Genomic DNA, 23,806 nt, shown 5'->3' on the forward strand with positions numbered 1-23,806 from the left:
AGCGGGACGCCGAGGTGGCCCTCGGCAGCCCCTGACAAGACAGTTGCTACTGGGTAGAGTCGAGCCATGCTCGACTGCTCTTCGCGGATTGCCTCGCACAGGAGCAGTCGAGCATGGCTCGACTCTACACACCGGTGCGCTTACGCGCTGATGCCGTATTCCTTCAGCTTCTTGCGCAGGGTGGCGCGGTGGATGCCCAGCATGGCCGCGGCGCGGCTCTGATTGCCTTCGCAGTGGTTGAGCACTTCCACGAACAGCGGAATCTCCATCTCGCGCAGCACGATCTCGTACACATCGTCCGCATCGCAGCCATCAAGGTCGCGCAGGTAGCGGCGCACGGACTGGGCTACGTGTTCGCGCAGCGGTGGCCGGGCAGCGCCACGACTGGTGTCAGGACGAGTGAGGACAGCGTTCAAGGGGGTTCCCGATCTGAAGGCCGGTGCGCGCGGTGCGCGCAGGCGGACGTGTGATTGGCCGTCAGTCTAGCGCGAGCGTGCCCGAGCTGCCACGGCCTGACGCCTCGACCTTGGTCAGAGGAACTCGAAGGTGAATGCGACGGTGGAGGCCGCCGGCTCCTGCACGCGGAACGCGACCCGCGCGCTCTGCCCGGGCTCCAGCGTGGCCGCCGGGGCCTCGCCCAGGTACTGCGCCGGGGTGAACACACCGCTGCCGATCAGGCGGCCATCGGCATCGGACAACGACAGGCGCAGGTCCGGCCAGGCCTGTGCCCAGCGTGCATCGTTGCGGATGCTGGCCTGCACCTGCAGCACGCCCGCCTGCCCCGGCAGGGGGCGGATCTCGCGGCTGGTCATGGTGAACGCCGTGGGTTCGCGCCAGGCCGGCAGGCTGCAACGAAGCACGCCGCACAGTGCGCTGATCCAGGGCCGATGGCCGGCATCGGCGGCCAGGCGCGCGCGGTCGGCCAGCACACTCTGCAGCACCAGCAGCAGGGCCAGGCCTGCAACCAGCGCCCAGTGCCAGCGCGGTGACGGTCGCGCGCGCGGACGCATGCCCAGGAAGCTGGGCGCCTCGCTGGCAACGGCCGCATCCAACCTGTCGCTTTCGGCCTGGTGGGCGTCGACATCGGCGCGTGCGACGGGTTCCTCGTGCTGCGCGAGCGGGGCCGAGGTGTCCTGATCGTCGTCTGCTGCCTCGCCTTCCTGCAGCAGCTGCGGGGCGGCGTGACCGGTGGCGTCGGCAGGTGCGGCGTCGGCTCCCGGCGCAGTGCGCAGGAAGGTGGCCAGCGGGCGACGCGGCGGGTTCGGCTCGGACATCGTCAGGGCACCGGCTCGGATCCAGCGCTCATTCAACCACGATCAGGCGCGGCGTACGCCGGTGATGCGCATCCAATCGCCATCCTGGGTGGCCTGCAGTTCGTCGAACCAGGCGGCATAGCGCTGCAGCAGTTCGCCTTCCTGGCCATGCAGGATGCCCGACAGGGCGATGCGGCCACCGGCAGCCACGCGAGCGGCCAGCAGTTCGGCCAGGGCGTCCAGCGCCGAGGCGAGGATGTTGGCGACCACGATGGGATAGGTCGCCACCGGTTCGTCCTGCGGCAGATAGACGTGCATGCGCGCCTGCTCGCCATTGCGCTCGGCGTTGTCGGCGGTGGCCACCAGCGCCTGCGGGTCGTTGTCCACGCCGATCGCTGCGGCCGCGCCCAGCTTCAGCGCCGCCAGGGCCAGGATGCCCGAGCCACAGCCGAAGTCGAGCACGCGCTGGCCCTGCAGCTGGCCATCCACGGCCAGCTGGTCCAGCCAGCGCAGGCACAACGCAGTGGTCGGGTGGGTGCCCGAGCCGAAGGCCAGGCCCGGGTCCAGGCGCACGACGGCAGCATCGGCGGCCTGCGCGGCCTCCGGCAGTTCATGGTTCCACGGCACGATCCAGGTGCGGCTGCCGAAATCCATCGGCTGGAACTGGTCCAGCCAGGCGCGTTCCCAGTCTTCGTCTTCCACGGCGCGGAAGCTGCCGCCGCTCCAGTCCAGGTCCGGGTCGAACGCTTCCAGCGCCGCCAGCAGCAACAGCGCATTGCTGTCGGCCGGGAACAGGGCGCTCAGCACCAGGGTGTCCCACAGCGGGGTTTCGCCCACGCCCGGTTCGAGGATGGCCTGTTCGTTGCTGGTGTCGGCTTCGGCATCAAGCAGGGTGACGGCCAGCGCGCCCACGTCCTCCAGCGCGTTTTCATAGCGGGGCTGGGTGGCTTCGGTGCAGCGTAGGGTCAGTTCCAGGAACGGCATGGCGGTGGGGACAATCGCGGGAAAGGGGGCCATGCTAGACCATCCGGCCGTCTCCGTATGCCCTGAGATGAACCGCAGCGGTTCAGACAGCGCTTCGGGGGCTTGCTAAAATGCCGGCTTTGCTGTGTCCCGCGTCCACTTCTGTCGCTCATGGCCTTCGCTCCCACCCTGAAAACCTGGTTGCTCGTGCTGCCCGCCGTGGCGGTGCTTGGCGTGGCCGGTTACCGGGCCAGCGGCCATGGCCACGCGCTGCAGGATGGCGTGGCGGTACCGGTGGACGTGTCCGCATCGTCTGTGGGCGATGCGTTGGTGCCGGTGGTGCCCGAAGCGTTGGCCCGGCGTCTGTCGGGCGTCGAGCGCAGCACCGCGCTGCCGTCCGGTCTGCCGCTGGATATCCGCGCGGATATCGAAGGCGAGACCGATCTGTTCGCCTATGCGCAGCGCCTGCGCGTGCAGGCCGACAACGGCAACCACGAAGCGCGCTGGATGCTGAGCCGGGTCTACGACTACTGCGCGCAGTACGCGGTGGACCCGGGCGGCTACCGCCTGGACAACAACGTGCTGGCCGGGTTGGGGCTGAGCGCGGCGCCGGCCATGGTGCAGGCGCGCGAACGCGTGGCCCAGCGCTGCGGTGGCTTCGTGCCGGGCGACAAGCTCGGGCCGGCGCTGGTGATCGGCGAGCGCCGGCGCGCGGCGCAGGAAGGCAACCTGGCGGCGGAAGCATCGCTGCTGGCCGAAGGCGAGCCGCTGCAGGACAGCGAGCAGTACCGCCGCGAGCTGGTGCAGCGCGTGCAGGCATCGCGCGACCCCGAGGCCTACATGGCGCTGGCGCCGGCCATGGGCCTGCGCGCGGCCGGCGACAAGGCGATGACCGGCATGGTTGCCGGCGAACAGCTGAGCGAGCTGGCCTGGCGTGTTGCCGCCTGCGAGCTGGGGCTGCCGTGCGGCGCCGACAGCGTGCTGGTGAACAGTTATTGCGCGAACGGAGGGATCTGTTCGCAGGGTGGAACGCAGGATTTCCGGGATTTCGTGTATGACGCCGCGGTTTCGCGGCAAGGTGCGGGGAAGATGAAAGAGTGGATCAAGCGATTGATTGGTACGGGAGCAGGGCGATGAACTACCGTCGTTTACTACATGGCGCCAAGTTCTGGTTCTGGGTGGTGTTGTTCGTGGCTTACTCGGCCGGTGCGGTCGGCCTGTTGATGATCGACACCTACGAAGATCGCTACCGGCACCTGTCAAAGGTGGAATTGACCACGGTGAAGGCGCAGGAAGCCGTGCGCCGCGCCGGTGCCAGCCAGGTCGCTGCGGTGTACCGCGCGCAGAGTGGGGTGCCGTTCGCTTCGTTGCCGGCCGGCAGCACCTTCCAGGTGGTCTGGCCCGATGGTTCCACCGAAACCATGGTGATCGTCGATCCGACCTCGCCCAACGGTGTCCGCCCGCTGGCCAATTCGCAGATTCCCGCCGAAGTGGCCGACAAGCGCTGACCTGCGCCCGGTAGCGCCGGGCTCTGCCCGGCAGCGTTGCGCATCGTCGCCGCGCGCAACGGAAAAGGGCGGGGAAATCCCCGCCCTTTTCGTGCCCAGCGTTGGCTGCGCGATCAGGTCAATGCGATCGGCTTGTTCTTGCGTTCGGCCAGGCGCTTTTCCAGGTAGTGGATGTTCTGCCCACCGGCCTGGAAGCCCTTGTCACGCATGATGCGCTGCTGCAGCGCCACGTTGGTCTTGATGCCGTCCACCACCATTTCGCTCAGCGCCACCCGCATGCGGGCGATGGCGGTTTCGCGGTCCGGGCCGTGCACGATCAGCTTGCCGATCATCGAGTCGTAGTTCGACGGCACGCGGTAGCCACTGTAGATGTGAGTGTCCACGCGTACGCCGGGGCCACCCGGCGGATGGAAGCCGGTGATGGTGCCCGGGCTCGGCACGAAGGTTTCAGCATCTTCGGCGTTGATGCGGCATTCGATGGCGTGGCCGGTCAGCACCACGTCGCTCTGCTTGATCGACAGCTTCTGGCCAGCGGCGATCTTCAGCTGCTCGGCCACCAGGTCGATGCCGGTCACCATTTCGGTCACCGGATGTTCCACCTGGATGCGGGTGTTCATTTCGATGAAGTAGAAGCGGCCGTCCTCGTACAGGAACTCGAACGTGCCGGCGCCGCGGTAGCCGATGCGGATGCAGGCTTCCACGCACACCTTGCCGATCTGCTCGCGCTGTTCGGCGGTGATGCCCGGTGCCGGGGCTTCTTCCACCACCTTCTGGTGGCGGCGCTGCATCGAGCAGTCGCGCTCACCCAGGTGGATGGCGTTGCCCTGGCCGTCGGCCAGTACCTGGATTTCCACGTGGCGCGGATTCTCCAGGAACTTCTCCATGTAGACCTCGCCATTGCCGAACGCGGCCTTGGCCTCGCTCTTGGTGGTTTCGATCGAAGTCTTCAGCGAGGCTTCGGCGTGCACCACGCGCATGCCGCGGCCACCGCCGCCACCGGCCGCCTTGATGATGACCGGGTAGCCGATCTCGCGGGCGATCTTGGTGTTGGCCACGATGTCTTCGCCCAGCGGGCCGCCCGAGCCGGGCACGCACGGCACGCCGGCGGACTTCATCGCGCGGATCGCTTCAACCTTGTCACCCATCATGCGGATGGTGTCGGCCTTGGGGCCGATGAAGATGAAGCCGGATTCTTCCACGCGCTCGGCGAAATCGGCGTTTTCCGACAGGAAGCCGTAGCCCGGGTGGATGGCTTGGGCGTCGGTGACTTCAGCGGCGGCGATCAGCGCCGGAATGTTGAGGTAGCTCTGCGGCGACGGCGCCGGGCCGATGCAGACCGACTCGTCGGCCATGGCCACGTGCTTGAGGTTGCGGTCGACCGTGGAATGCACGGCCACCGTGCGGATGCCCAGGGTGTGGCACGCGCGCAGGATGCGCAGCGCGATCTCCCCTCGGTTGGCAATGACGACTTTGTCGAGCATGGCGTGCCCCTCAGCCGATCACGAACAGCGGCTGGTCGAATTCCACCGGCTGGCCGTTCTCGCCCAGGATGGCGACGATGGTGCCGGACTTGTCGGCTTCGATCGGGTTGAACATCTTCATCGCTTCGATGATGGCCAGGGTTTCGCCTTCCTTGACCTGCTGGCCAACGGTGACGAAGGCCGGCTTGTCCGGGGCGGCCGAAGCGTAGAAGGTGCCGACCATCGGCGAACGCAGCACGTGGCCTTCCGGCAGGGCCGGGCCCGGCTTGGCGGTGCCGCCGGTGGAGGCTTCGGTGGGCGACTGCATCGGCATGGCCGGGGCCGCCGGGGCGGCCGGTGCGGCGTACACCGGGGCCGCGACCGGCGCGGCGTAGCCGGCCACCGGGGCGCGCGACAGGCGCACGGATTCTTCGCCTTCCTTGATTTCGATTTCAGCCAGGTTCGACTCTTCCAGCAGGTCGATCAGCTTCTTGATTTTGCGCAGATCCATGAGGGCCTCTTTGGTTTCTATCTAGGTGAGGAGGGCGCCATGGGCGCCCGGTTCGACAATCAGGTGGCCGACAGCCGCAGCAGGGCCGCGTCCATCGCGTAGCGGTAGCTGTCGGCGCCGAAGCCGCACACCACGCCCACCGCCTTGTCGCTGAAATAGCTGTGCTGGCGGAACGGTTCGCGGGTATGCGGGTTGGAGAGGTGGATTTCGATGAACGGCACCGCCACCGCCGCCAGCGCATCGCGCAGGGCGACCGAGGTGTGGGTGAAGGCGGCCGGGTTGATCAGGATGAAAGCGGTTCCGTCGGCGCGTGCGGCCTGTACGCGGTCCACCAGCACGTGCTCGGCGTTGGATTGCAGGCTGTCCACGGCGTGGCCGGCGGCGCCCGCCTGGGCAGCCAGGGCCTGGTCGATGTCGGCCAGCGTGGTGTGCCCGTAGACCTCCGGCTCGCGCGTGCCGAGCAGGTTGAGGTTGGGGCCGTGCAGGACCAGCAGCTTCGCCATGGAATCCGATCAACGGGAAAGGGCGGCAGTCTGGCGGAACCTGAGGATGGTGTCCAGTTCGGCGAAGTTTGCGGCGTTTCAATCGTTTGTTTGAAATTCGCCGTGGCCCTTGTGGCTGTATGCGGCAGGGCGGATCAAGGCTGGCTGAACGTTGTCATCGGCGGCGATGGCAGCACGTACGCCGACAATGGCCCCGGAGGGGTGGATCCGCGCCATGCGGGGATGAATGTACCGCGCTCAGGTCTCCAGCGGCACCGTGGGCACCACGTTGGGAAAGACTTCTTCCAGCGCTTCGGTTCCACCCGGTGGTGGCGCGGGCCAGTTGTAGGCGTTCACCGGCTGCGCCCGGTTCACCCACAGCGCGTAGTGCAGATGGTCGGCACGGCCATCGCCGGTGTTGGGGTGGATGAGGATGGTCAGGCCCAGGCTGTTCAGCTGCAGCCACGGCACCAGCACCGGCAGCAGGTCGTTGCGGAAACCGAAGTAGAACGAGGGCGTTACGTGCGGGCCCCGCGGCTGCAGGTTCCAGTTGCCCAGTTCCACCGGAAAGCGCTCGACCACCCAGCGCCGCAGCAGTGCCGCCTTCTGGTAGCTGTCTTCGTCGAAATAGATATGCGCGTGGTAGCTCTTGATATCGGTGTAGGCGCGCGGCCGGTCGGGCAGTGGCGTTTCGCCTGGGCGGACGCTGACCGGGCGCGGTGTGGCTTCGCTCACCGTGTCCTGGCCCCAGGGGCTGTGCCCCTGCGCGGGCGGCGGAACGATCGGGCGGAAGCCCGGGCGCCCCGGCTCGGTGGTGTTGGGCGCGGCGCCGGCACTGGCGCTGGCCAGCCCGCCCACCGCCACTCCGGCGGACGCCAGCAGGCGCCGGCGCACCGGTGAGCCCAGGTCAGCCCGCTGCGCATCGCGATCATCGCCAGTGGGCAGCAGCGTGCCAGTATCGATGGGCATGTCCGGACTCCTGAAGGGGGGCCTGCCACGGTTGCGCAGCGCCTGGCGCCTGTCCAATAAGCGGGCAGCATCACTTCATGAAAGCCACGCCATGTGGCGTTGAGTTGCGTGGGCCAGCGGGCTAGGGTGGCGCTGTCGCCACTCCGCCTGTCTGCCATGACCTCTACAGACGCCCAGATCCAGCGCAAGCGTGCCGCCTTCCGCCAGCTGCATGCGCAGGGTTGCTTCGTGCTGCCCAACCCGTGGGACGTGGGCAGCGCACGCTATCTGCAGCGGCAGGGCTTCCAGGCCCTGGCCAGCACCAGTGCCGGCTGTGCGTGGAGCGAAGGCCGGCCCGACGGTGCGGTTTCGCTGCAGGCCACGCTGGACCATCTGCGCTTGATGGCCGCGGCCACCGATCTGCCGTTGAACGCCGACTTTGGCGATGGTTTTGGCGCCACCCCCGATGATGTGGGCCAGGCGGTGACCGCAGCGCTGGACACCGGCATTGCCGCACTGTCGATCGAAGACGCCAGCGGTCTTGCTGACACACCGCTGCGCCCGCTGGATGAGGCCGTGCAACGCCTGCGTGCCGCACGTGCGGCCATTGATCGCGCCGCCGCCGATGTGCTGCTGGTGGGGCGCGCAGAGAACTTCTTCGTGGGCGTACCGGATCTGGACGATACGCTGCAGCGCCTGCGTGCCTACGCGGCGGCCGGTGCCGATGTGCTGTACGCCCCGGGCATCACCACGGTCGAGCAGATCCAGGCAGTGGTGGCCGCCGCGGACGGCACGCCGGTGAATCTGCTGGTGGGTGGCCCGACGGCGCTGACCCTGCGGGACATCGCGGCGCTGGGCGTGCGCCGGGTCAGCCTGGGCGGCGCGCTGGCCCGCGCGGCGTGGGGAGGATTGATGCAGGCCACCGATCCGCTTGTGTGCGAGGGCCGCTTCGACGGGCTGCAGCAGGCCGCTGCCGGCGCCGCCCTGAACGACCTGTTCCGCTGACGCCGTGGACAACGTAGCGGCTTATGTCGCGTTGGTGCGCGAACTGGAGGCGGTGCTGAAATGGCCCGCGCAGGCGCTGCGGCTGGAAGGCCATGCACGGGGTGCCAGTACCTGGCACCACCAGCACCTGCAGGAAACCATGATCGTGCCACTGCGGGACCTGGCCCGGTAGATCCACGCCATGCGTGGATGGGGCGCAGGCTGGGGTCGGAGCCCTTCGCTGCGCGAAGGGATCCGACCCCACGGTTTGATCAGAACCGCGCGGTGGCGCCGACGAATAAGGTGCGTGCGCCGCCGTCGTAGTTGTTGCCTTCGTCGATGGTGGACACATCACCCACATTCAGCACGCCGGCACGCAGGGTCAGGTTCTCGTTCACGTCGAAGCCGGTGACCAGGTCCCACGTGGTGTAGGCCTTGGCGAAGGTGGCGCTGGTGGCCGACACCAGCTGCTTGCCGATGTGCTGCGCACTGGCATTGAGCGACCAGGCATCGGTCACCTGCCATTCCAGCGAGGTGTTGGCAGTCAGTTCCGGTACCACCAGCAGGGTGGCGCCGGTGGTGCGGTTCTTCGATTCGAGCATGCGCGTGGCATTGGTGGTCCAGCTCAGGCGCTCATGCAGCGGCACGGTCACGCTGGCTTCCACGCCGCGGGTGCGCGCCTTCTGGATGTTCTGCGCCACTGTCCACCAGTAGCCGTTGACGAAGCTGGTGGTCTGGCCGGGAATCTGGCTCAGCGGCACCTGCTCGATCTTGTCGTCGAAGTTGGTCAGGAAGTAGGTGGCCGACGCCGACCAGCCGCCCCGGTCATAGCCCAGGCCCAGCTCGTAGTTGGTGCTGGTTTCCGGTTCCAGGTTCGGGTTGCCGGCCATGTAGCAGCCGCGCGTGCCATCGGCATTCACCGAGGTGCTGCTCCAGCCTTCCACGGTCAACGCGCGGCAGCCGTTGCCACCGGACTGGGTGGCCGCACCGGCGGTGCCCTGCTTCAGGTTGGGCGCGCGGAAGCCCTTGGAAATGCCACCACGCACGGTCCACGCATCGGCCGGGTGCCACACGCCGTAGATGCGCGGGCTCAGGTTGTCGTCGTAGTTTTCAGTGTTGTCCCAGCGCAGGCCCAGGGTCAGCACGAAGCGCTCGTGCAGGGTGATGTGGTCTTCGGCGAACAGCGCCCACGAATCGGCCTCGCTGGTGGGGCTGATGCGGCCGCTGCCGGTCCAGGTCACCGGCACGGTGCCAATCGTGTCGCTGTTTTCCAGCTCCTCGCGCTTCCATTGCCCGCCCACGTTCAGGCTGTGCTCGAAGCCCCAGTGGAAGCCGGTGGCAAAGGCAGTATCGAAGACGGTTTCCTTCGAGTGGTTGCCGACCGTGCTGCCCTTGTCTTCGTAATCGTTCTGCACCAGCGTGGTCTTGGACGTGCTGGCATCGCCGTACTTGCCGTCATGGCTGAGCACGTAGCCGGTCTGCACCAGCTTGGACAGGCCCCAGCTGCTGACCGCACCGGCGCCGCTGTTGCGCTGGGTGCCGCGCGAGGCTTCCACGCCCACGCTGTGGTTGTCGTTCACCCGCCAATGGAACTGCACGTTGGCATTTTCCGCCTTGTTTCCGGGCGTCTGCCGCGCGCCGCGGTCCGATTCGCGGTCGGTCACGTTGGCACCCACGCGCACGCCCAGGTTCTGGGTGAGCGGGCCACTGAACAGCGCGCCCATCTGCGTGGTGTTGCCGCGCGTATCCGAATCGGGCTTGCTGTAGTTGAAGGTGGCCGAGCCGCCCCAGTGGTCGGCGATCTTGCGGGTGATGATGTTGATCACACCGCCCATCGCGTCCGAACCGTACAGCGAGGACATCGGGCCACGCACCACTTCAATGCGCTCGATCATGTCCGGCGACAGCCAGTTCAGATCCTGCGGACCCAGGTCATCGCGGTAGTTCACGCCGGCCGAGCTGCCCTGGCGGCGGCCGTCGATCAGGATCAGCGTGTACTGCTCGGGCAGGCCGCGCAGGCGGATCTTCGACTGCGCACCGGACAGCGCGTAGCCGCCGGTCACGCCGGGCACGGTGCTCAGCAGCTGGCCGATGCTGCTGACCGGCTTGCGCTCGATCTCCTCGCGGGTGATCACGCTGATGCTGGCCGGGGCATCCTTGATCCACTGCTGGGCACCGGTGGCGGTAACTACCACGGTGTCCAGCTGGCGCGCCGAGGAGGCATCGGCGCTGGCATCAGCATGGGCATGGGCAGCCAGCGCCAGACCGATCGCGGCGGTCAGGGTGGCAATGGAACGGCGGCGGTTCGGTGAGGCGTGCGACATCGCGCAGGTGCTCCTGTAAGAGGGTCCACTGGCGATGGCTGGGACGTCCGTGTGTGGGGGGTTCAGTATTCCTTAACAATCGTATCACGAATCATTCGCATTTGATGCGGGGCGATACACAAGGCCACGATCGGCCCTGTGGGGTGTCAATCCAGCTGAAATCAGCGTCCTGCCATAAGCACTGGTGGAAACATGGGCATTAATTACTATTGGTAACTTATTCCATGTTCGAGTGTCTTTCATGCACAGCCTTATCGTCGTTGCTCACCCCGAGCCCCACTCGCTTACCCACGCGGTGGCCGCACGCATCAGCGATGCGATTGCGAGCGCTGACGCCCGCAACAGCGTGACCGTGGCTGATCTTGCCAGCGAGGGATTTGATCCCCGTTTCAACGCCGATGACATGGCCCTGTTCCGCCAGAGTGGGGCAGTGCCCGCTGACGTCGCTGCCGAGCACGCACGACTGGATGCCGCCGATACGCTGGTGTTGGTCTACCCGCTGTACTGGTGGTCGTTCCCGGCCCTGCTGAAGGGTTGGATCGACCGTGTGTTCACCCAAGGCTGGGCGTATGCCGACGGTGCCGATGGCAAGGTGGAAAAGAAACTGCAGCGCCTGCAGGTGCATCTGGTCGGCCTGGGGGGCGCCGGCGCGGAGATGATCGAACGCCGCGGCTATGGGGCGGCCATGAAGACACAGATTGATATGGGCATCTTCGACTACTGCGGTGCCACGGTGCGTTCTTCCAACCTGCTGCTCGATGCTGACAGCGGCCAGGGCCAGGCACATCTGCAGACCGCTGCGGCCATCGGCCGTACCATAGGCACACCCACGCCGTGATGTAGAGCCGCTGCATGTCCACCGCCGCCACACCCACCCGCCGCCGGATGTCGCGTGAACAGCGCGGCCGCCAGTTGCTGGATGTGGCCTGGGCGTTGGTGGGCAGCGAGGGCACCGATGCACTCAGCCTGGGGCGGCTGGCCGAAGCGGCGGGCGTGACCAAGCCGGTGGCGTACGATCATTTCATCACCCGCAATGGCCTGCTGGCTGCACTGTATGCCGACTACGATCAGCGACAGACGGCGGTGTTCGAGGCGCGCATCGGCGCGGCGCCCGCGCGGCTGGCCGAGCGGGCGCGGGCCATTGCATCGGGCTACATCGACTGTGTGCTCTCGCAGGGCAGCGATATCCAGGCGATTCTTGCCGCTTTGGCTGGCTCGCCCGAACTGCGCGACGTTCGCCATCGTTACCAGCAGGACTTCGTCGACCAGTGCGCGCAGTGGTTGGGTCCGTTTGTAGTCGATGGCAAGGTGCCCGTGGCTGGGCGCTGGGCGATCCTGGGTGCTGCCGAGGCGCTGTCCGAGGCCGTGGCTGGCGCCGCCCTGCCGCAAGCGGACGCAGAATCCGAACTGCAACGGCTGATCGTGGACATCGTCACGCGGGCATCGTAGCGCCGCGCCTGCGCCTCGCTCTTCGTAGAGTCGAGCTTGCTCGACTCTACCTGGCTTGCCGTCGAGCACGCTCGACGCTACCCAATCTGCAACATTGCGCCGGTATAACCACCTGCTGTTGGCGGCATCGCCGCCGCTCGCACTGCAGGAACCCTCATGACCCAATTTTCCTCGCGACGTTGGCTGTGCCCGTCGCTGCTGGCCATGGTGGCCGCTCTGGCCGCATGCCAGCCCGTCGCGCGCGGCGACGCGCCGCTGGCCGGAACCACCGGGCCGCACAACGTGATCGTGATGATCAACGATGGCGCCGGCTGGGGCACCTGGGATGCTGCCGCTTACTGGCAGTACGGCAGTCGCGAGGGCGCGCCCTACGCGCAGTTCCCGCAGCGCCTGGGCGTGACCACGTTCCCGTTGAACGCCAGCAGCCAGCCCACCCGAGATGCCGCGCAGACCATCGGCTACGACGCATCGCGTGCGTGGAGTGCCATCGCCGTACCTGCCGCCGACCTGCCGTTCGCGGGATACCAGTACCTGGCCGCCGTGGCCACCGACAGTGCAGCGGCTGGCACCGCGTTGTCTTCCGGGGTAAAGACGTACAACAACGCGATCAACTTCAGCAACGACGGCGTGCCGGTGGACTTCAACACGCTGCGCGCCAAGCGCCTGGGCATGGCCACCGGCGTGGTCACTTCGGTGCCGTTCGCGCATGCCACGCCCGCGGCGTTCGCGGCGCAGAACGAATCGCGCAACAGCTACCACGCCATTGCCCACCAGATGCTGGCGCAGGGCCACATGGATCTGGTGATGGGCACCGGCGGCCCCGGCTACAGCGTGGACGGCAGGCCCTGCGTGGACGGCCTGGATGCGGTCGCCGCCGAGGGCTGCCAGAACCCCTGGGAATGGGTGTCACAGCAGGATTGGAAGCAGCTGGAAGCTGGCACGCCGATTGCCGGCAATCCGGCGGGTGCGTGGCGACTGATCCGCAGCAAGGATGAATTCACCGCCTTGGCCGCCGGTCGCCTGCCCAGTGATCGCCCGCTGATCGGCGTGCCGCAGGTCGCCAACACGCTGCAGCAGGCGCGGCAGCTGGCCGTGGTCGGGCGCGATGCGGCGACACCTTCCGGGGTGAAGAAGATCGACAGCGTGCCCGACCTGGCCACCATGACCCGGGGTGCCTTGCAGTTCCTGCAGCAGCGCTCGCAGAAGGGCCTGTTCCTGATGGTGGAAGGTGGGGCCACCGACTGGGCTGCGCACACCAGCGCGTTTGGTACCGAGTGGCACTACGGCGCCTGCACCGACCAGCCGCAGTTCGGCCGTCTGATCGAGGAAACGGTGGAGTTCAACGATGCGGTCGCCGCGGTGGTCGGCTGGATCGAACGTAATGGCGGTTGGGAACGCAACCTGCTGATCATCACCACCGACCACGACAACAGCATGCCGATGGGCCCGGATGCGCAGCAGGTGGCGTTCCAGCCAGTACGCAACAACGGCCGCGGGCAGCTGCCGGGCATGAGTTTCCGCCCCACCGGCAACCATTCCAATGGGCTGGTGCCGCTGTGGGCCAAGGGCAACGGCGCCGAAGGCCTGGCCCGGCGCGTGCGCGGCGTCGATGCCGGCTACCGCCAGCACGTGGGCTGGAATGACGGCAGCTACATCGACAACACCGACGTAGCGCTGGCCGTGCAGGAAGCCCTGAGCCGCTGACTCCGCTCTTCGTAGAGTCGAGCTTGCTCGACTGCTCGTCGCGCTTTGTAGAGTCGAGCTTGCTCGACTGGACTGCCAAAAGCAGTCGAGCAAGCTCGACTCTACGGAAGGCGGTAGTCGAGCAAGCTCGACTCTACATATTCCGGCAGCCGAGCAAGGCTGGACTCTACAGAAGTCCTGCGCCCAGAAGGTGCGACGCTACCGGATCAGCGCCATATACGCGGTCACGCTCAGCAGTGACAGCACGGTCGTCCCCAGCACCGTCGCCGCGGTCGTCGCGGCCTCGCGCCGATGGAACTCGGCCAGCATGAACGGCCCGGTGCCGGTGGGAAGAGCTGCCAGCAACACCGCTGCATGTACCAGCGGTGTGGGCAGCGCAAACACCCGTGTGGCCAGCACCCACACCAGCAGCGGTTGCAGCAGCAGCTTTGCCGCGCCCAGGCCCACTGCGCTGCGTGCGGCGCCGGGTGCAACATTGCGGCGCTCACCCAGGAACAGGCCCAGTGCGATCAATGCGCAGGGCGCGGCGGCGCTGCCCAGCAGCTTCAGGAAGGCATCCATCGGCCCGGGCACGGCCAGACCGGTTGCCATCGGCACGATGCCCAGCGCTGGTGCCAGCAGCAGCGGGTTGCGCGCCAGTGATCGACTGACCTTCCACAGCAGATGGTGCAGGCGCTGTTCGCGCTGCAGGCCCGCTTCGATCAAGATGATGGCCACGGCGAACAGCACGCAGACGGTCAGCAGGGTGGCGACCAGGGTCGGTGCCAGTGCGGTCGGGCCCAGGACCGCTGCCGCCAGTGGAAAGCCCATGAAACCGGTGTTGCCGTAAGCGGCATTCAGGCCGTCGATGCTGGCATCGGCCAGGGCATGGCCACCGCGTCGGCGCAGCAGCACTGTGGCCGCGAACACCAGCGCCGTGCCGATGCCGAAGCTGAGTACGAAGCCGGGGTGCCAGAGGTCCTTCCACTGCGCGTGGGCCACCACGTCGAACAGCAGCGCGGGCAGCGCAAGGTAGACCACGAACCGGTTCAGTTCACTGGTGGAGTGCGGGCCCAGGGCGCCGCTGCGGCGTGCCACCCAACCCGCGAACACCAGGGCGAAGATGGGAAGCACGATCGCCAGTACAGACCACATGGCGGCTTGGAGAAGGGGAGGGGCTACAAGGCTACGCAGCGCCATCCATACCTTCCAATGCTTTCTTCGGCATTCAGCGATACCCTTTGTGCATGATCGACATCCGCCCGTTGCGCTACTTCCTGGCCGTGGCAGAGACCCTGCACTTCGGCCGTGCGGCCGAGCGCCTGCACGTCACACAGCCCCCGCTCAGCCGGCAGATCGCGGCGCTGGAACGCTCGCTGGGGGTGGCACTGTTCGAGCGCGATTCGCGCCATGTGCGGCTGACCCCGGCCGGCCAGCGCTTCCGCGAAGATGCGCGTGCCGTGCTGGCCTCACTGCAGCAGGCCTGCCACACGGCCCGGCAGATCGACGCCGGTGAACAGGGCGAACTGCAGGTCGGCTTCATGATGCACGCCGCACACAGTTCGGTGCCGCCGTTGGCGTGCCGGTTCATGGCAGCGTGCCCGCAGGTTCAGCTACGCCTGCGCGAGGCACTGCCGTTCCCCCTGCTGGACGGGGTGCTCAGTGGCGAGCTGGATGCCGGCATTGGTTTCGCGCCCGCAGCAATGCGCGGTCTGCAGATGCAGCCATTGCTGCAGGAGCCGTTGTGCGTGGTGGTGCCGCTGGGCCACCGCCTGGCGCGGCGGCTTCAGGTGGCCGTGGCGGCGCTGGCCGATGAAGGCCTGATCACCGCGCCTGCCGAAGTGGTGCCGACGCTGCGCGAAGCGATCGACGCGTGCTTCCGCGCCGCCGGGCTGGAGCCGCGGATACGTCTGGAAGTTCAGCTGCAGCAGAGCATCGTCAGCCTGGTCGCGGAAGGGTTGGGCATCGCGCTGGTGCCGGCGTCGCTGCGCCGGCTGGGGGTGCCTGGCGTTGCATTCGTGGCGCTGAAGGATGGCCCGCAGGTGCAGCAGGTCCTGTTCTGGCGTGATGGCAACCGCAACCCGGCGTTGCCGCGCCTGCTCGCCTGCATCGCCAACCCGTAGCGTTGGGCTTTGCTGTCTGTAGAGTCGAGCTTGCTCGACTGTTCTTCGCTCTTTGTAGAGTCGAGTCGCGCTTGACTGGACCGCCAGAAGCATTCGAGCAAGCTCGACTCTACGGAACGCGGCAGTCGAGCAAGCTCGACTCTACCGGTCCTTACCGCAGCAGGGTGACCTGCTGCCCGGCGCGGTCGAATGCTTCGGCCACCAGCGATGTCTGCCGGATCGCATCCACTTCGGCAAACAACGCCTGCAGCGCCGCCACCGGACGCGCGGCCGGCGCCGCCACGGCTTGCGCTATCGCGGTGAACCGGTCAGCCAGCACGCGGTGGCCGGGGTGCTGCGCCGCCCACGCCTGCAGCGGTTGGCGTACGCCTGCGGCCGCGTCCAGGCGCTGCTGGTCGAACAGGGCGATGGCGGCGGCGGAGGTGTCGGCGCGCTCGATGCGCGCGTGCTGCAACGCACGGCTGAGAAACAGATCGTAGGCCGCGCCGCGCCCCACCGCGATGCGCATGCCATCGCGATCAAGATCGGCCACGTGCCGTGCCGGGTTGTCATCACGGACCAGGTAGGTGCCTTCAATTTCCACATACGGTGCGCTGAAGGCAATGCGATCGGCGCGCGCTGGATCAATGGCCAGGAAAGCGAGATCCCAATCATCATCGGCGGCGGCCGCCACGACTGATGCGGCGGCATCATGGCAGGTGAAGCGCGGCGCGACCCCCAGCTTTTGCGCCAGCGCCTTGGCCAGTTCCACCGAAGGGCCGCGCGGCGCCGATGCGTCGCCCTGCGCCAGCACCGGGTTGCCCAGGTTGATGGCGACCCGAAGGTAGCCAAGCGGCGCGAGCGCAGTGCGGAAGTCGGACAGCGGCATGGGGTACTCCGGAAGGCACGGGGAACCCAAGCATGCCAGCCACAGCGTTCCTGCGGCGTGCGCCCTCCATGCTCCGCGACAGGCTCGGTGCCGGCGATGCCCCCCGCGCGGTGCTGAAGGCGATTACCCTGCGCATCATCTGAAGCGAAGTGGCGCAGCGATGAACCCTGTCATGCATGTTGAGATTCCAGTGGCCGACCTGGCCCGTGCCATCGCGTTCTACCAGCGCTGGCTGCAGGTGGTGATCGATGCCCCGGTGCCGGTGCATGACTGCATGATGGCCTACCTGCCGTTCGACGATGACGCCGGCGGCGCCAGCGTGGCCCTGGTACAGGGAGCGGACTATCGGCCCTCGGAGCAGGGGGCGCGCATCTACATCGGTGTCGATGACCTGGACGCCAGCCTGGCCCGTGCGCTGCAGGCGGGTGCCACGCTGCGGTTCGGCCCTGCCCTGGCCGGTGGGTGGCACGTGGCGGAGATCGCCGACAGCGAAGGCAACCGCATTGCCGTGCAGGCCCCGGCAGCCTGACGCCCGGTTACGAGGCAGCGGACTGCCATCGTTGCAACCACCCTGCAATGGCGGGGTCCAGCCGCGCATCGTCGGGAAGCCGCACCCCGAAGCGATCCTGCAGGACCTGCCGCGCATCGGCCACATCGCGCAGCGCCCGCTTCTGCGGCGTCTGGCCGTGGCGGTACTCGGTGTAGTTGCCGCTGCCGATGGTGCGGCGCCAGTCCGGGCCGGTCAGCGAAGCACGCAGCTCGCCCGGGAAACTGGAGTGCGGGTGCGTGCACACGTACCAGTTGCCCACTTCGTTGTCGGCCGCCGCCGGTGAGGCCAAGTCGAAGCGATACTGCGAACGCCAGTCATCGCCGCTGCTGGCGGCCAGCAGGAAATCGCCATTGTCCAGCCGCTGCAGCCGATAGTGCTCGTGCGGCGTGTCCTGCACGGCGGTCTCGCGCAGGCGCAGCGGTACGGTCGGGGTCAGGCTGCCAAAGCCGGTGTCCACCAGCCAGTCCTCGTCATCCAGGCGTACCCGGATCAACAAATGGGTACGCGGGGTCAGTTCGCCGTCGCCGGCCGACAGCAGCACGCGCGCGCTCAGCGGGTGGGCATCGAAACCCAGCGCCTGCAGCAGCGCCAGGAAGGCGCCGTTGAGCTCGAAGCAGTAACCGCCGCGCTGGGCGTGCAGCAGCTTGCGCTGCACGCTGTCCAGATCGATCGGCACCGCATCGCGCAGCAGGCAGGTCAGCGTCTCGAAGGGTACGTGGGCGTTGTGGCGCTGCTGCAGCTCGGCCAGCCCAGCAAGGGTGGCCGACGGCGCGGCCGACAACTGCAGGCGTTGCAGGTAGCGGGGGACATCGAGCGTGGTCATCACGGCACCGGGTGGGGCATAGAACCCTACTGTGCAACCGCAACCGGGGTTGAGGTCAAGCGGCAGGGCCGTGTCATTCCCCCGTCGTCTGTGGCCGGTACAAAGACCGCGACCGCCGGTGCCGCGATGGCCGCCGAAACAAGGGCTAAAGTCCCGACGATCCAGGCCGATACAGGTGCGTCCTTCTGCCTGGAGTATGTCATGTTGATCGCGGTGCCCCGCCTCCGATCCCTGCGCACCCGCCTGGATGGTCTGCGCTCGGCGTTTCCTGGCGTGCTGCGCTGGCTGCAGCCGCATCGGCTCAGCGTCGCCAACAAGCTGAAAGCCACCCTGTGGGTCTGCGGCCTGGGCCTGGTGGCCATCGCTGGGGTGTATGCCTGGACCGGCCACGCCAGCGCACAGGCCGCACGCACGCAGGCCAGCTACCAGCGTGGCAGCGACCTGGCCGCAGCGCTGGCCACCCGTGTGGCCGAGGCGCGTCGCCTGCAGACACAGTATGCACGCAGTTTCGACGATGCCGACCGCAGCCAATTGCTGGTCACGCAGCAGTCGCTGCAACGCGACCTGCAGGCGCTGCGTGCGCAACCCATGGACGCTGGCCGGCGCAAGGCACTGCAGTCTCTGGCGGAGGCCGTGGACGGCTTCTCCGACGGCATCACGGCGCTGTTCGCGCGTGTTGACGAGATGGGACGGGGCGAGGCGGGCTTGGCCGCGCAGCTGCAGCAGGCTGCCGATACGCTGCAGGCGGCGGTGGCGGCGCAGCAGCGTCCCGCGCTGGAGCTGCATGTCCAGAAGATGCGCCGGCAGGAAGCGCTGCTGCTGCTCGATGGCGACTCCACCCATGCAGACCGCGCAAGCGAAGAGAAACTACCTTTCGACCTCGCCTTGGTCGGGTTGCCGGCCGATGCCCAGGAACGTCTGCGCAGCGCCATGGATGCCTATCAGGCCACGTTGCTGGGCTATACCGCCGCGCGGGTCGGCCTGGACGTGGAAGCGCAGTCCCTGCTGGATACCGCCGCCGCCGTGGCGCCGGCAGTGGCCACGTTCCAGGAAGCACAGCGGGCCGCACTGGCGCAGGTACAGTCCCGCCAGCAACGGGGCGCTCGCGCCATGGGCGCGTTGTTCGCGTTCACCCTCGTGCTGGTTGCGGGCGTGCTGATCACCAGCCTGGTGCTGGTCCTGCGCGCCGTACGCCGCCCGATCCAGGACACGCTGCGCTTCGCCAGCGACATCGCCGACGACCGCCTGGATACCACGCTGCGCGTGCACAACGACAGCGATGAGATCGGCCAGCTGGCACAGCGGCTGATCCACATGCAGCAGCGGCTGCGCGCACGGATCGAAGACGAGCGTTCGGTCGCGCGTGGCAATACCCGGGTGCGCCAGGCGCTGGACAGTGCACAGACCGGTTTGATGGTGATCGACGCCGAGGGCTGCGTGGCCTACGCCAACCCGGCGCTGCTGAAGCTGCTGGCGCTGCAGATCGACACCCTGGTGGGCAGTGATGCCGCGTGCCTGCATCCGGCGATGGTCGGCCTGGCCGGCGCACGCCGCCGCGAGGAGCACGAGATCGCGCATGCGGGCGTGCGCTATCAGCTGATCGCCAACGCTATTGTCGACGACGGGCACTTCCTTGGGGTGGCGGTGGAATGGCGCAGCCGTGCGCTGGAAACTCTGCTGGAAACCGAGGTGGCGGCACTGGTCGATGCCGCTGCGCACGGTGACCTGCACGGCCGCATTGCACTGGAAGGCAAGCAGGGCTTCGTACGGACCCTGTCCACCAGCATCAACCATCTTCTGGCCACCTTTGAGACCAACCTTGCCGACCTGCAGGCGCTGCTGGCGGCATTGGCGCGCGGCGACCTGAGCGTGCGCATGGACGGCGAACTGCAAGGCGTTTTCGCACGCATGCGCGACGATGCCAATGCCACCGTTGGCCAGCTTGGGCGCATCGTCACCCGCATCCAGCAGGCCACCGCACAGCTGGATCTGGGCGTTGGCGAAATCGTCTCCGGCCACCACGATCTATCGCAACGGACTGAACAGCAGGCGGCCAACCTGGAAGAGACCGCCGCCTCCCTGCATGAGCTGACAGATACCGTTGGCCGCAACGCCGATGCCGCCGGCCGCGCCGACGCGCTGGTGCAGAGCGCGGCAGCCGTGGCGGCGCGCGGCGGCCAGGCAGTCGGTCAGGTGGTGGCAACCATGCACGGCATCAGCGCAGCCTCGCGCCGTATCGGCGACATCACCCAGTTGATCGACGGCATCGCCTTCCAGACCAACATCCTGGCACTGAACGCCGCAGTTGAAGCCGCGCGTGCTGGCGAGCAGGGCCGCAGCTTCGCAGTGGTGGCCTCGGAGGTGCGCCTGCTGGCCCAGCGCAGTGCCGAGGCGGCCAAGCAGATCAAAGCGCTGATCGAAGATTCGGTCACCCGCGTTGGCCGGGGCAATGCGTTGGCTGAGCAGGCCGGCACCACGATGGGCGATATCGTCGGCAGCGTGCAGCAGCTGGCTGAACTGCTCGCCGCCATCCGCAGCGCATCGCAGGAACAGCACGCCGGCATCGCGCAGGTGAACCAGACCATCGTGCAGATGGAATCGAGTACGCAGCGTAATGCCACTCTGGTGGAAGAGGCGGGCGCCTCCACGGCGCAGATGCAGGCACAGGTACAGGCTCTGGCCGAAGCGGTATCGGCGTTCCGCCTGCAGCCGCAGCGGCGCCCACGCGCGGCCGCTTGATCGCCTTCGCCGGGCAAGACCCGGCGTTACCGGGAAGCGCCGGGCCATGCCCGGCCGATCGACTCAGTACACGTCGCGGCGGTAGCGCCCGTTCTCCAGCAGCGTTTCCACGGCATCGTCGCCCAGCGCGGCACGCAGCACCTGGTCCACGCCTTCGGCCATGCCCTGCAGCGAACCGCAGACGTGGATCACCGCACCGCGTGCCAGCCACGCTTTCAGTTCGCCGGTTGCCGCCTGCAGCCGGTGCTGCACGTAGCCGCCACCGTCGGCATCGCGCGAGAACGCCAGGTCTACCCGTGCAAGATGGCTGTCGGCCTGCCAGTGCGCAAGCTCGTCGGCGAACAGCAGGTCGTGCGCGCGCTGGCGCTCGCCGAACAGCAGCCAGTGCCCGTGCTCGCCGTCGGCAGCGGCTTCGCGCAGCAGGCTGCGCAGGCCGGCGATGCCGGTACCGTTGCCGATCAGCACCATCGGGGTTCCGGCCACGCGCTGGAAACCGGGATTGTGGTGTACGCGCGCGGCAATGCTTTCGCCAGGCGCCGCATGCACGGCCAGCCAGCCGGAGCCCAGACCGGGACGGCCGGCGCTGTCGTGGGTCAGGCGTACCACCAGTTCCACCGCGCCATCGGCGGAACAGGAGGCGATCGAGTACTCACGACCAGGCAGCAGCGGCAGCCCGGACAGCCACAGGCAGCCGTCCTGCACCGGCACGGCCGGCAGGCCATCGGGCAGCACGCGCTCGCTGGCCAGTTGCAGCAGGGTGCGGGTCTGTCCATCCACGCGGGTCGGCTGCAGCGGGTCCAGCCCGTGCGCCTGCAGTACGGCGCGCGCGTGCGCGGCGGCGTTGCGCGGTGCGATGTGCAGGATGTCGCCGGCCTTCCAGTGCTGGTTCGCCGGCGGGGCCAGGCGGATGGCCCAGATCTGCCCGCCCATGCTGCCGGGATTCAACAGCGTGCGCTGCAGCAGCTGCCAGTCATGCAGCGCGGTGGCCGGCGGCAGCACGCTGTCATCAGTGTGGATGCCGGTCAACGCACCCAGCTGCAGCTGCCATTGGCGCAGCGACGCCACCGCGGCCGCATCCACGTCGATGCGGTCGAACAACGGCTGCGCGCCGTTGCGTGCCAACCAGTCATCCACCTGCACGCCGAAGGCGCAGTAGTGCGGGTACTGGCGATCGCCCAGCGCCAGCAGCCCGTAGCGCAGACCGGAAAGATCGGCCGACTGCGCGAGCAGCTGGCGGGCCGCGCGGCGCGCGTTGTCCGGGGGCTCGCCATCGCCGAAGGTGCTGAGCACGAACAGCACCTGCGGCGTGTCCTGCAGCTGTTGCAGGCTGAGCCGCGCAAGCGGCAGTACCTGCACCGGGTGCCCGGCCGCCTGCAGTTGGGCCGCTGCGCGCCAAGCCAGCTGTTCGGCCAGGCCGCTCTGGCTGGCGTGTACCACCCGCCACGGCGTACCTTCCTGGGCGAGGCTGGTGCCGGTGTCCGGCAGCGACTGGCGCAACGCGCGCGCGGCGCGTTGGCTGCGGCGACGGTCCAGGTACAGCATCCAACCGGTGATGAAGAACAGGGTCATGCACAGGCTGGACAGCATGACGATCACGCGACCGGGCAGGCCGAAGAAGCTGCCCGAGTGCAGCGCGAACATGCTGGTCATGACCTTGCCGCCCGCATCCAGCTGGCCGTAAGGGCGGTGCTCCAGCACGGCGCCGGTGCCCGGGTCGATCTGCAGGCTGTCCTGGGCACGGTCATGGCCGCCACCGCGCAGGGCGGGATCGCCGGCCATCACCCGGGCGGTGATCGGCTGGCCCGGTTTGCCGGGCAGACGCAGGTCGATGTAGCCGCTGCGCACGCCGGGCAGGCCGTACAGGCCTTCCTGCACCCGCGTCATGTCCAGCGGGCCGGGCTGCACGTGGGCACGGGGGGCACTGCGGCCATCGCCCAGCAGGCGGGTCACGCCATCGCGGTACCAGTCGAACGACCACCACAGGCCAGTCAGCACGATGACCAGGTAGACCAGCAGCACCCAGGTGCCGACCACCGAGTGCAGGCTCCACAGGAAGCTGCGGCCACTGCGTTTCCATTCCACGGCCAGCCAGGTGCGGGGGCGCCACCAATGTCGTGGCCAGCGCAGGTAGAGGCCGGAAAGAACGAAGAACAGCAGGATGATCGCGCAGCTGCCGGTCAGCAGCTTGCCGCGCTCGCCGGCGGCCAGGTGCCGGTGCAGGTCTTCGACGAAGTCGAAGAAGGCCTGGCCGCGCAGCGTGCTGAAGCGCTCACCGCTGTACGGGTCGAAGTAGACCCAGTGTTCCTTGCCGCCTTCGAAGCGCGCCACCGAAGGACGCTGGCCGGTGGCATCCACGCGCAGGCGTTGCAGGGGCCGGTCGCTGCCGGCCTGCAGCATCGGCACCAGTTCGTCCAGGCTCAGCGGCGGCTGGCCGTCGGCGTGATGTTCGGCAATGCCGGCCAGGCCGGGGTTGGCGGCGCGCAGCAGCTCGTCCTCGAACGACAGCGCCGCGCCACTCAGGCCCATGATGGCCAGGATGGTGCCGGCGGTGATGCCGAGGAACCAGTGCAGCTGGAACAGGACGTTCTTGAACATCGGGAAGGGGGCCGTGGGTCTGCCGCAGCATCCCTGCGCAACAGTAAATGAGAATTAATCTCGGAATTCTCCCGGTCACGACCGGCCCTGGTCAAGGAGGGTGTTCCGGCAGGGCTGCGCCCTGCACCCGCCGAAGCAACGTCAACGTCCACCTCAAAGGCCAAAGCGGGCATTCCGTGGGATGGCGGGGTGGGTCCGGTCGAGGGGGACGCTGCAAGTACGTCCATGTAAGCTCGGTCGCCGCATCCATGCGGCTCACGCCCCCTCGACCGGACCCACCCCGCCTTCGGCAGTTTTCCGCGAGCTGTTGGAATGGCACGGGATCTGACCCCAGATAGTTCTAGATATCTGAAAGATGTGTCGACCAAGGTCGACACCTACCAACAGCCGCGGCCAACTGTCAGAGGCGGGGCGGTGTCGGATTGCGGGGTGTCCGCGGCATGGATGCCGCGGCCAAGCCCCCATGGATGGGTTAACGGCGTCCCGGCAATCCGACACCGCCCCGCCATTCCAAGGAAAGCCCGCTTTTGCTCTTGCTGCTGC

Annotated in this window: 22 protein-coding genes; 10 read left to right on the forward strand and 12 right to left on the reverse strand. The window is 67.9% G+C overall.

The features are described 5' to 3' along the window. Nucleotides 1-140 precede the first annotated feature (140 nt). The 3 genes from fis to prmA form a co-directional block, all read right to left on the reverse strand. Nucleotides 141-416 carry a DNA-binding transcriptional regulator Fis gene (gene fis, locus IAE58_RS02215; protein WP_108751030.1) on the reverse strand — a complete coding sequence of 92 codons (276 nt, stop codon included), beginning with the start codon at nucleotides 414-416 and terminating at the stop codon, nucleotides 141-143. A gap of 114 nt (nucleotides 417-530) precedes the next feature. Further along, the gene (locus IAE58_RS02220; RefSeq protein WP_199933566.1) at nucleotides 531-1,274 is read right to left on the reverse strand and encodes a DUF3426 domain-containing protein; all 744 of its coding nucleotides are present in this window, start codon (nucleotides 1,272-1,274) and stop codon (nucleotides 531-533) included. Nucleotides 1,275-1,316: 42 nt separating this feature from the next. Next, complete coding sequence (gene prmA / locus IAE58_RS02225; protein WP_199933569.1) at nucleotides 1,317-2,237, reverse strand: 50S ribosomal protein L11 methyltransferase; 921 nt, start codon at nucleotides 2,235-2,237, stop codon at nucleotides 1,317-1,319. Between the two features lie 150 nt (nucleotides 2,238-2,387). Between prmA and IAE58_RS02230 the strand changes: the two genes are divergently transcribed. Beyond that, a complete protein-coding gene (locus IAE58_RS02230; RefSeq protein ID WP_199933565.1) occupies nucleotides 2,388-3,353 on the forward strand; it encodes a hypothetical protein in 966 nt (321 codons plus the stop codon). Then, entirely contained in the window at nucleotides 3,350-3,724 is a 375-nt protein-coding gene (locus IAE58_RS02235) for a hypothetical protein (protein WP_108754332.1), read from the forward strand. The genes IAE58_RS02230 and IAE58_RS02235 overlap by 4 nt, the downstream gene beginning before the upstream one ends. A 113-nt stretch (nucleotides 3,725-3,837) precedes the next feature. On the opposite strand, the gene accC is transcribed toward IAE58_RS02235, so the two are convergent. The 4 genes from accC to IAE58_RS02255 form a co-directional block, all read right to left on the reverse strand. Further along, a complete protein-coding gene (gene accC, locus IAE58_RS02240; protein WP_010481079.1) occupies nucleotides 3,838-5,205 on the reverse strand; it encodes an acetyl-CoA carboxylase biotin carboxylase subunit in 1,368 nt (455 codons plus the stop codon). A gap of 10 nt (nucleotides 5,206-5,215) precedes the next feature. After that, a complete protein-coding gene (gene accB, locus IAE58_RS02245; protein ID WP_108754331.1) occupies nucleotides 5,216-5,695 on the reverse strand; it encodes an acetyl-CoA carboxylase biotin carboxyl carrier protein in 480 nt (159 codons plus the stop codon). A 59-nt stretch (nucleotides 5,696-5,754) separates the two neighbouring features. After that, on the reverse strand, nucleotides 5,755-6,198 hold the full coding sequence (aroQ, locus tag IAE58_RS02250; protein WP_108763040.1) for a type II 3-dehydroquinate dehydratase: 444 nt from the start codon (nucleotides 6,196-6,198) through the stop codon (nucleotides 5,755-5,757). Nucleotides 6,199-6,435: 237 nt separating this feature from the next. After that, on the reverse strand, nucleotides 6,436-7,146 hold the full coding sequence (locus IAE58_RS02255) for a DOPA 4,5-dioxygenase family protein (protein ID WP_199933564.1): 711 nt from the start codon (nucleotides 7,144-7,146) through the stop codon (nucleotides 6,436-6,438). 156 nt (nucleotides 7,147-7,302) lie between these two features. On the opposite strand from IAE58_RS02255, the gene IAE58_RS02260 reads away from it, so the two are divergent. After that, nucleotides 7,303-8,130, forward strand: coding sequence for an isocitrate lyase/phosphoenolpyruvate mutase family protein (locus tag IAE58_RS02260; RefSeq protein ID WP_199933563.1), 828 nt, complete (start codon nucleotides 7,303-7,305; stop codon nucleotides 8,128-8,130). Nucleotides 8,131-8,134: 4 nt separating this feature from the next. Next, complete coding sequence (locus IAE58_RS02265; RefSeq protein WP_199933562.1) at nucleotides 8,135-8,302, forward strand: hypothetical protein; 168 nt, start codon at nucleotides 8,135-8,137, stop codon at nucleotides 8,300-8,302. A gap of 79 nt (nucleotides 8,303-8,381) precedes the next feature. On the opposite strand, the gene IAE58_RS02270 is transcribed toward IAE58_RS02265, so the two are convergent. Further along, a complete protein-coding gene (locus IAE58_RS02270; RefSeq protein ID WP_199933561.1) occupies nucleotides 8,382-10,433 on the reverse strand; it encodes a TonB-dependent receptor in 2,052 nt (683 codons plus the stop codon). 241 nt (nucleotides 10,434-10,674) lie between these two features. On the opposite strand from IAE58_RS02270, the gene IAE58_RS02275 reads away from it, so the two are divergent. The 3 genes from IAE58_RS02275 to IAE58_RS02285 all read left to right on the forward strand — a co-directional run bounded on the left by IAE58_RS02275 (nucleotide 10,675) and on the right by IAE58_RS02285 (nucleotide 13,586). Beyond that, nucleotides 10,675-11,271: an NAD(P)H-dependent oxidoreductase gene (locus IAE58_RS02275; RefSeq protein WP_199933560.1), complete on the forward strand. Its 597-nt coding sequence runs from the start codon at nucleotides 10,675-10,677 to the stop codon at nucleotides 11,269-11,271. A 47-nt stretch (nucleotides 11,272-11,318) separates the two neighbouring features. Further along, nucleotides 11,319-11,882 (forward strand): TetR/AcrR family transcriptional regulator, encoded by a 564-nt coding sequence (locus IAE58_RS02280; RefSeq protein ID WP_199933568.1) that lies wholly within the window; start codon nucleotides 11,319-11,321, stop codon nucleotides 11,880-11,882. Between the two features lie 156 nt (nucleotides 11,883-12,038). Further along, on the forward strand, nucleotides 12,039-13,586 hold the full coding sequence (locus tag IAE58_RS02285) for an alkaline phosphatase (protein ID WP_199933559.1): 1,548 nt from the start codon (nucleotides 12,039-12,041) through the stop codon (nucleotides 13,584-13,586). A 198-nt stretch (nucleotides 13,587-13,784) separates the two neighbouring features. Here the strand turns inward: IAE58_RS02285 and IAE58_RS02290 are convergent, their stop codons facing one another. Further along, on the reverse strand, nucleotides 13,785-14,720 hold the full coding sequence (locus IAE58_RS02290; RefSeq protein ID WP_199933558.1) for an AEC family transporter: 936 nt from the start codon (nucleotides 14,718-14,720) through the stop codon (nucleotides 13,785-13,787). A 92-nt stretch (nucleotides 14,721-14,812) separates the two neighbouring features. Here IAE58_RS02290 and IAE58_RS02295 point away from each other — a divergent pair, with 92 nt between their 5' ends. Next, a complete protein-coding gene (locus IAE58_RS02295; protein ID WP_199933557.1) occupies nucleotides 14,813-15,688 on the forward strand; it encodes a LysR substrate-binding domain-containing protein in 876 nt (291 codons plus the stop codon). A gap of 151 nt (nucleotides 15,689-15,839) precedes the next feature. Here the strand turns inward: IAE58_RS02295 and IAE58_RS02300 are convergent, their stop codons facing one another. After that, entirely contained in the window at nucleotides 15,840-16,556 is a 717-nt protein-coding gene (locus IAE58_RS02300; protein WP_199933556.1) for a transporter substrate-binding domain-containing protein, read from the reverse strand. A 160-nt stretch (nucleotides 16,557-16,716) separates the two neighbouring features. Between IAE58_RS02300 and IAE58_RS02305 the strand changes: the two genes are divergently transcribed. Then, nucleotides 16,717-17,085, forward strand: coding sequence for a VOC family protein (locus tag IAE58_RS02305; RefSeq protein WP_199933555.1), 369 nt, complete (start codon nucleotides 16,717-16,719; stop codon nucleotides 17,083-17,085). A 7-nt stretch (nucleotides 17,086-17,092) separates the two neighbouring features. Here the strand turns inward: IAE58_RS02305 and IAE58_RS02310 are convergent, their stop codons facing one another. Beyond that, a complete protein-coding gene (locus IAE58_RS02310; RefSeq protein WP_199933554.1) occupies nucleotides 17,093-17,929 on the reverse strand; it encodes an arylamine N-acetyltransferase in 837 nt (278 codons plus the stop codon). A gap of 201 nt (nucleotides 17,930-18,130) precedes the next feature. Here IAE58_RS02310 and IAE58_RS02315 point away from each other — a divergent pair, with 201 nt between their 5' ends. Further along, nucleotides 18,131-20,668, forward strand: a complete 2,538-nt coding sequence (locus IAE58_RS02315; protein ID WP_199933553.1) for a methyl-accepting chemotaxis protein — start codon at nucleotides 18,131-18,133, stop codon at nucleotides 20,666-20,668. A gap of 63 nt (nucleotides 20,669-20,731) precedes the next feature. On the opposite strand, the gene IAE58_RS02320 is transcribed toward IAE58_RS02315, so the two are convergent. Next, nucleotides 20,732-23,263: a sulfite reductase flavoprotein subunit alpha gene (locus IAE58_RS02320; protein WP_199933552.1), complete on the reverse strand. Its 2,532-nt coding sequence runs from the start codon at nucleotides 23,261-23,263 to the stop codon at nucleotides 20,732-20,734. Between the last annotated feature and the right edge of the window lie 543 nt (nucleotides 23,264-23,806).

The organism is Stenotrophomonas sp. S49, from assembly GCF_016624905.1.
Lineage (GTDB): Bacteria > Pseudomonadota > Gammaproteobacteria > Xanthomonadales > Xanthomonadaceae > Stenotrophomonas.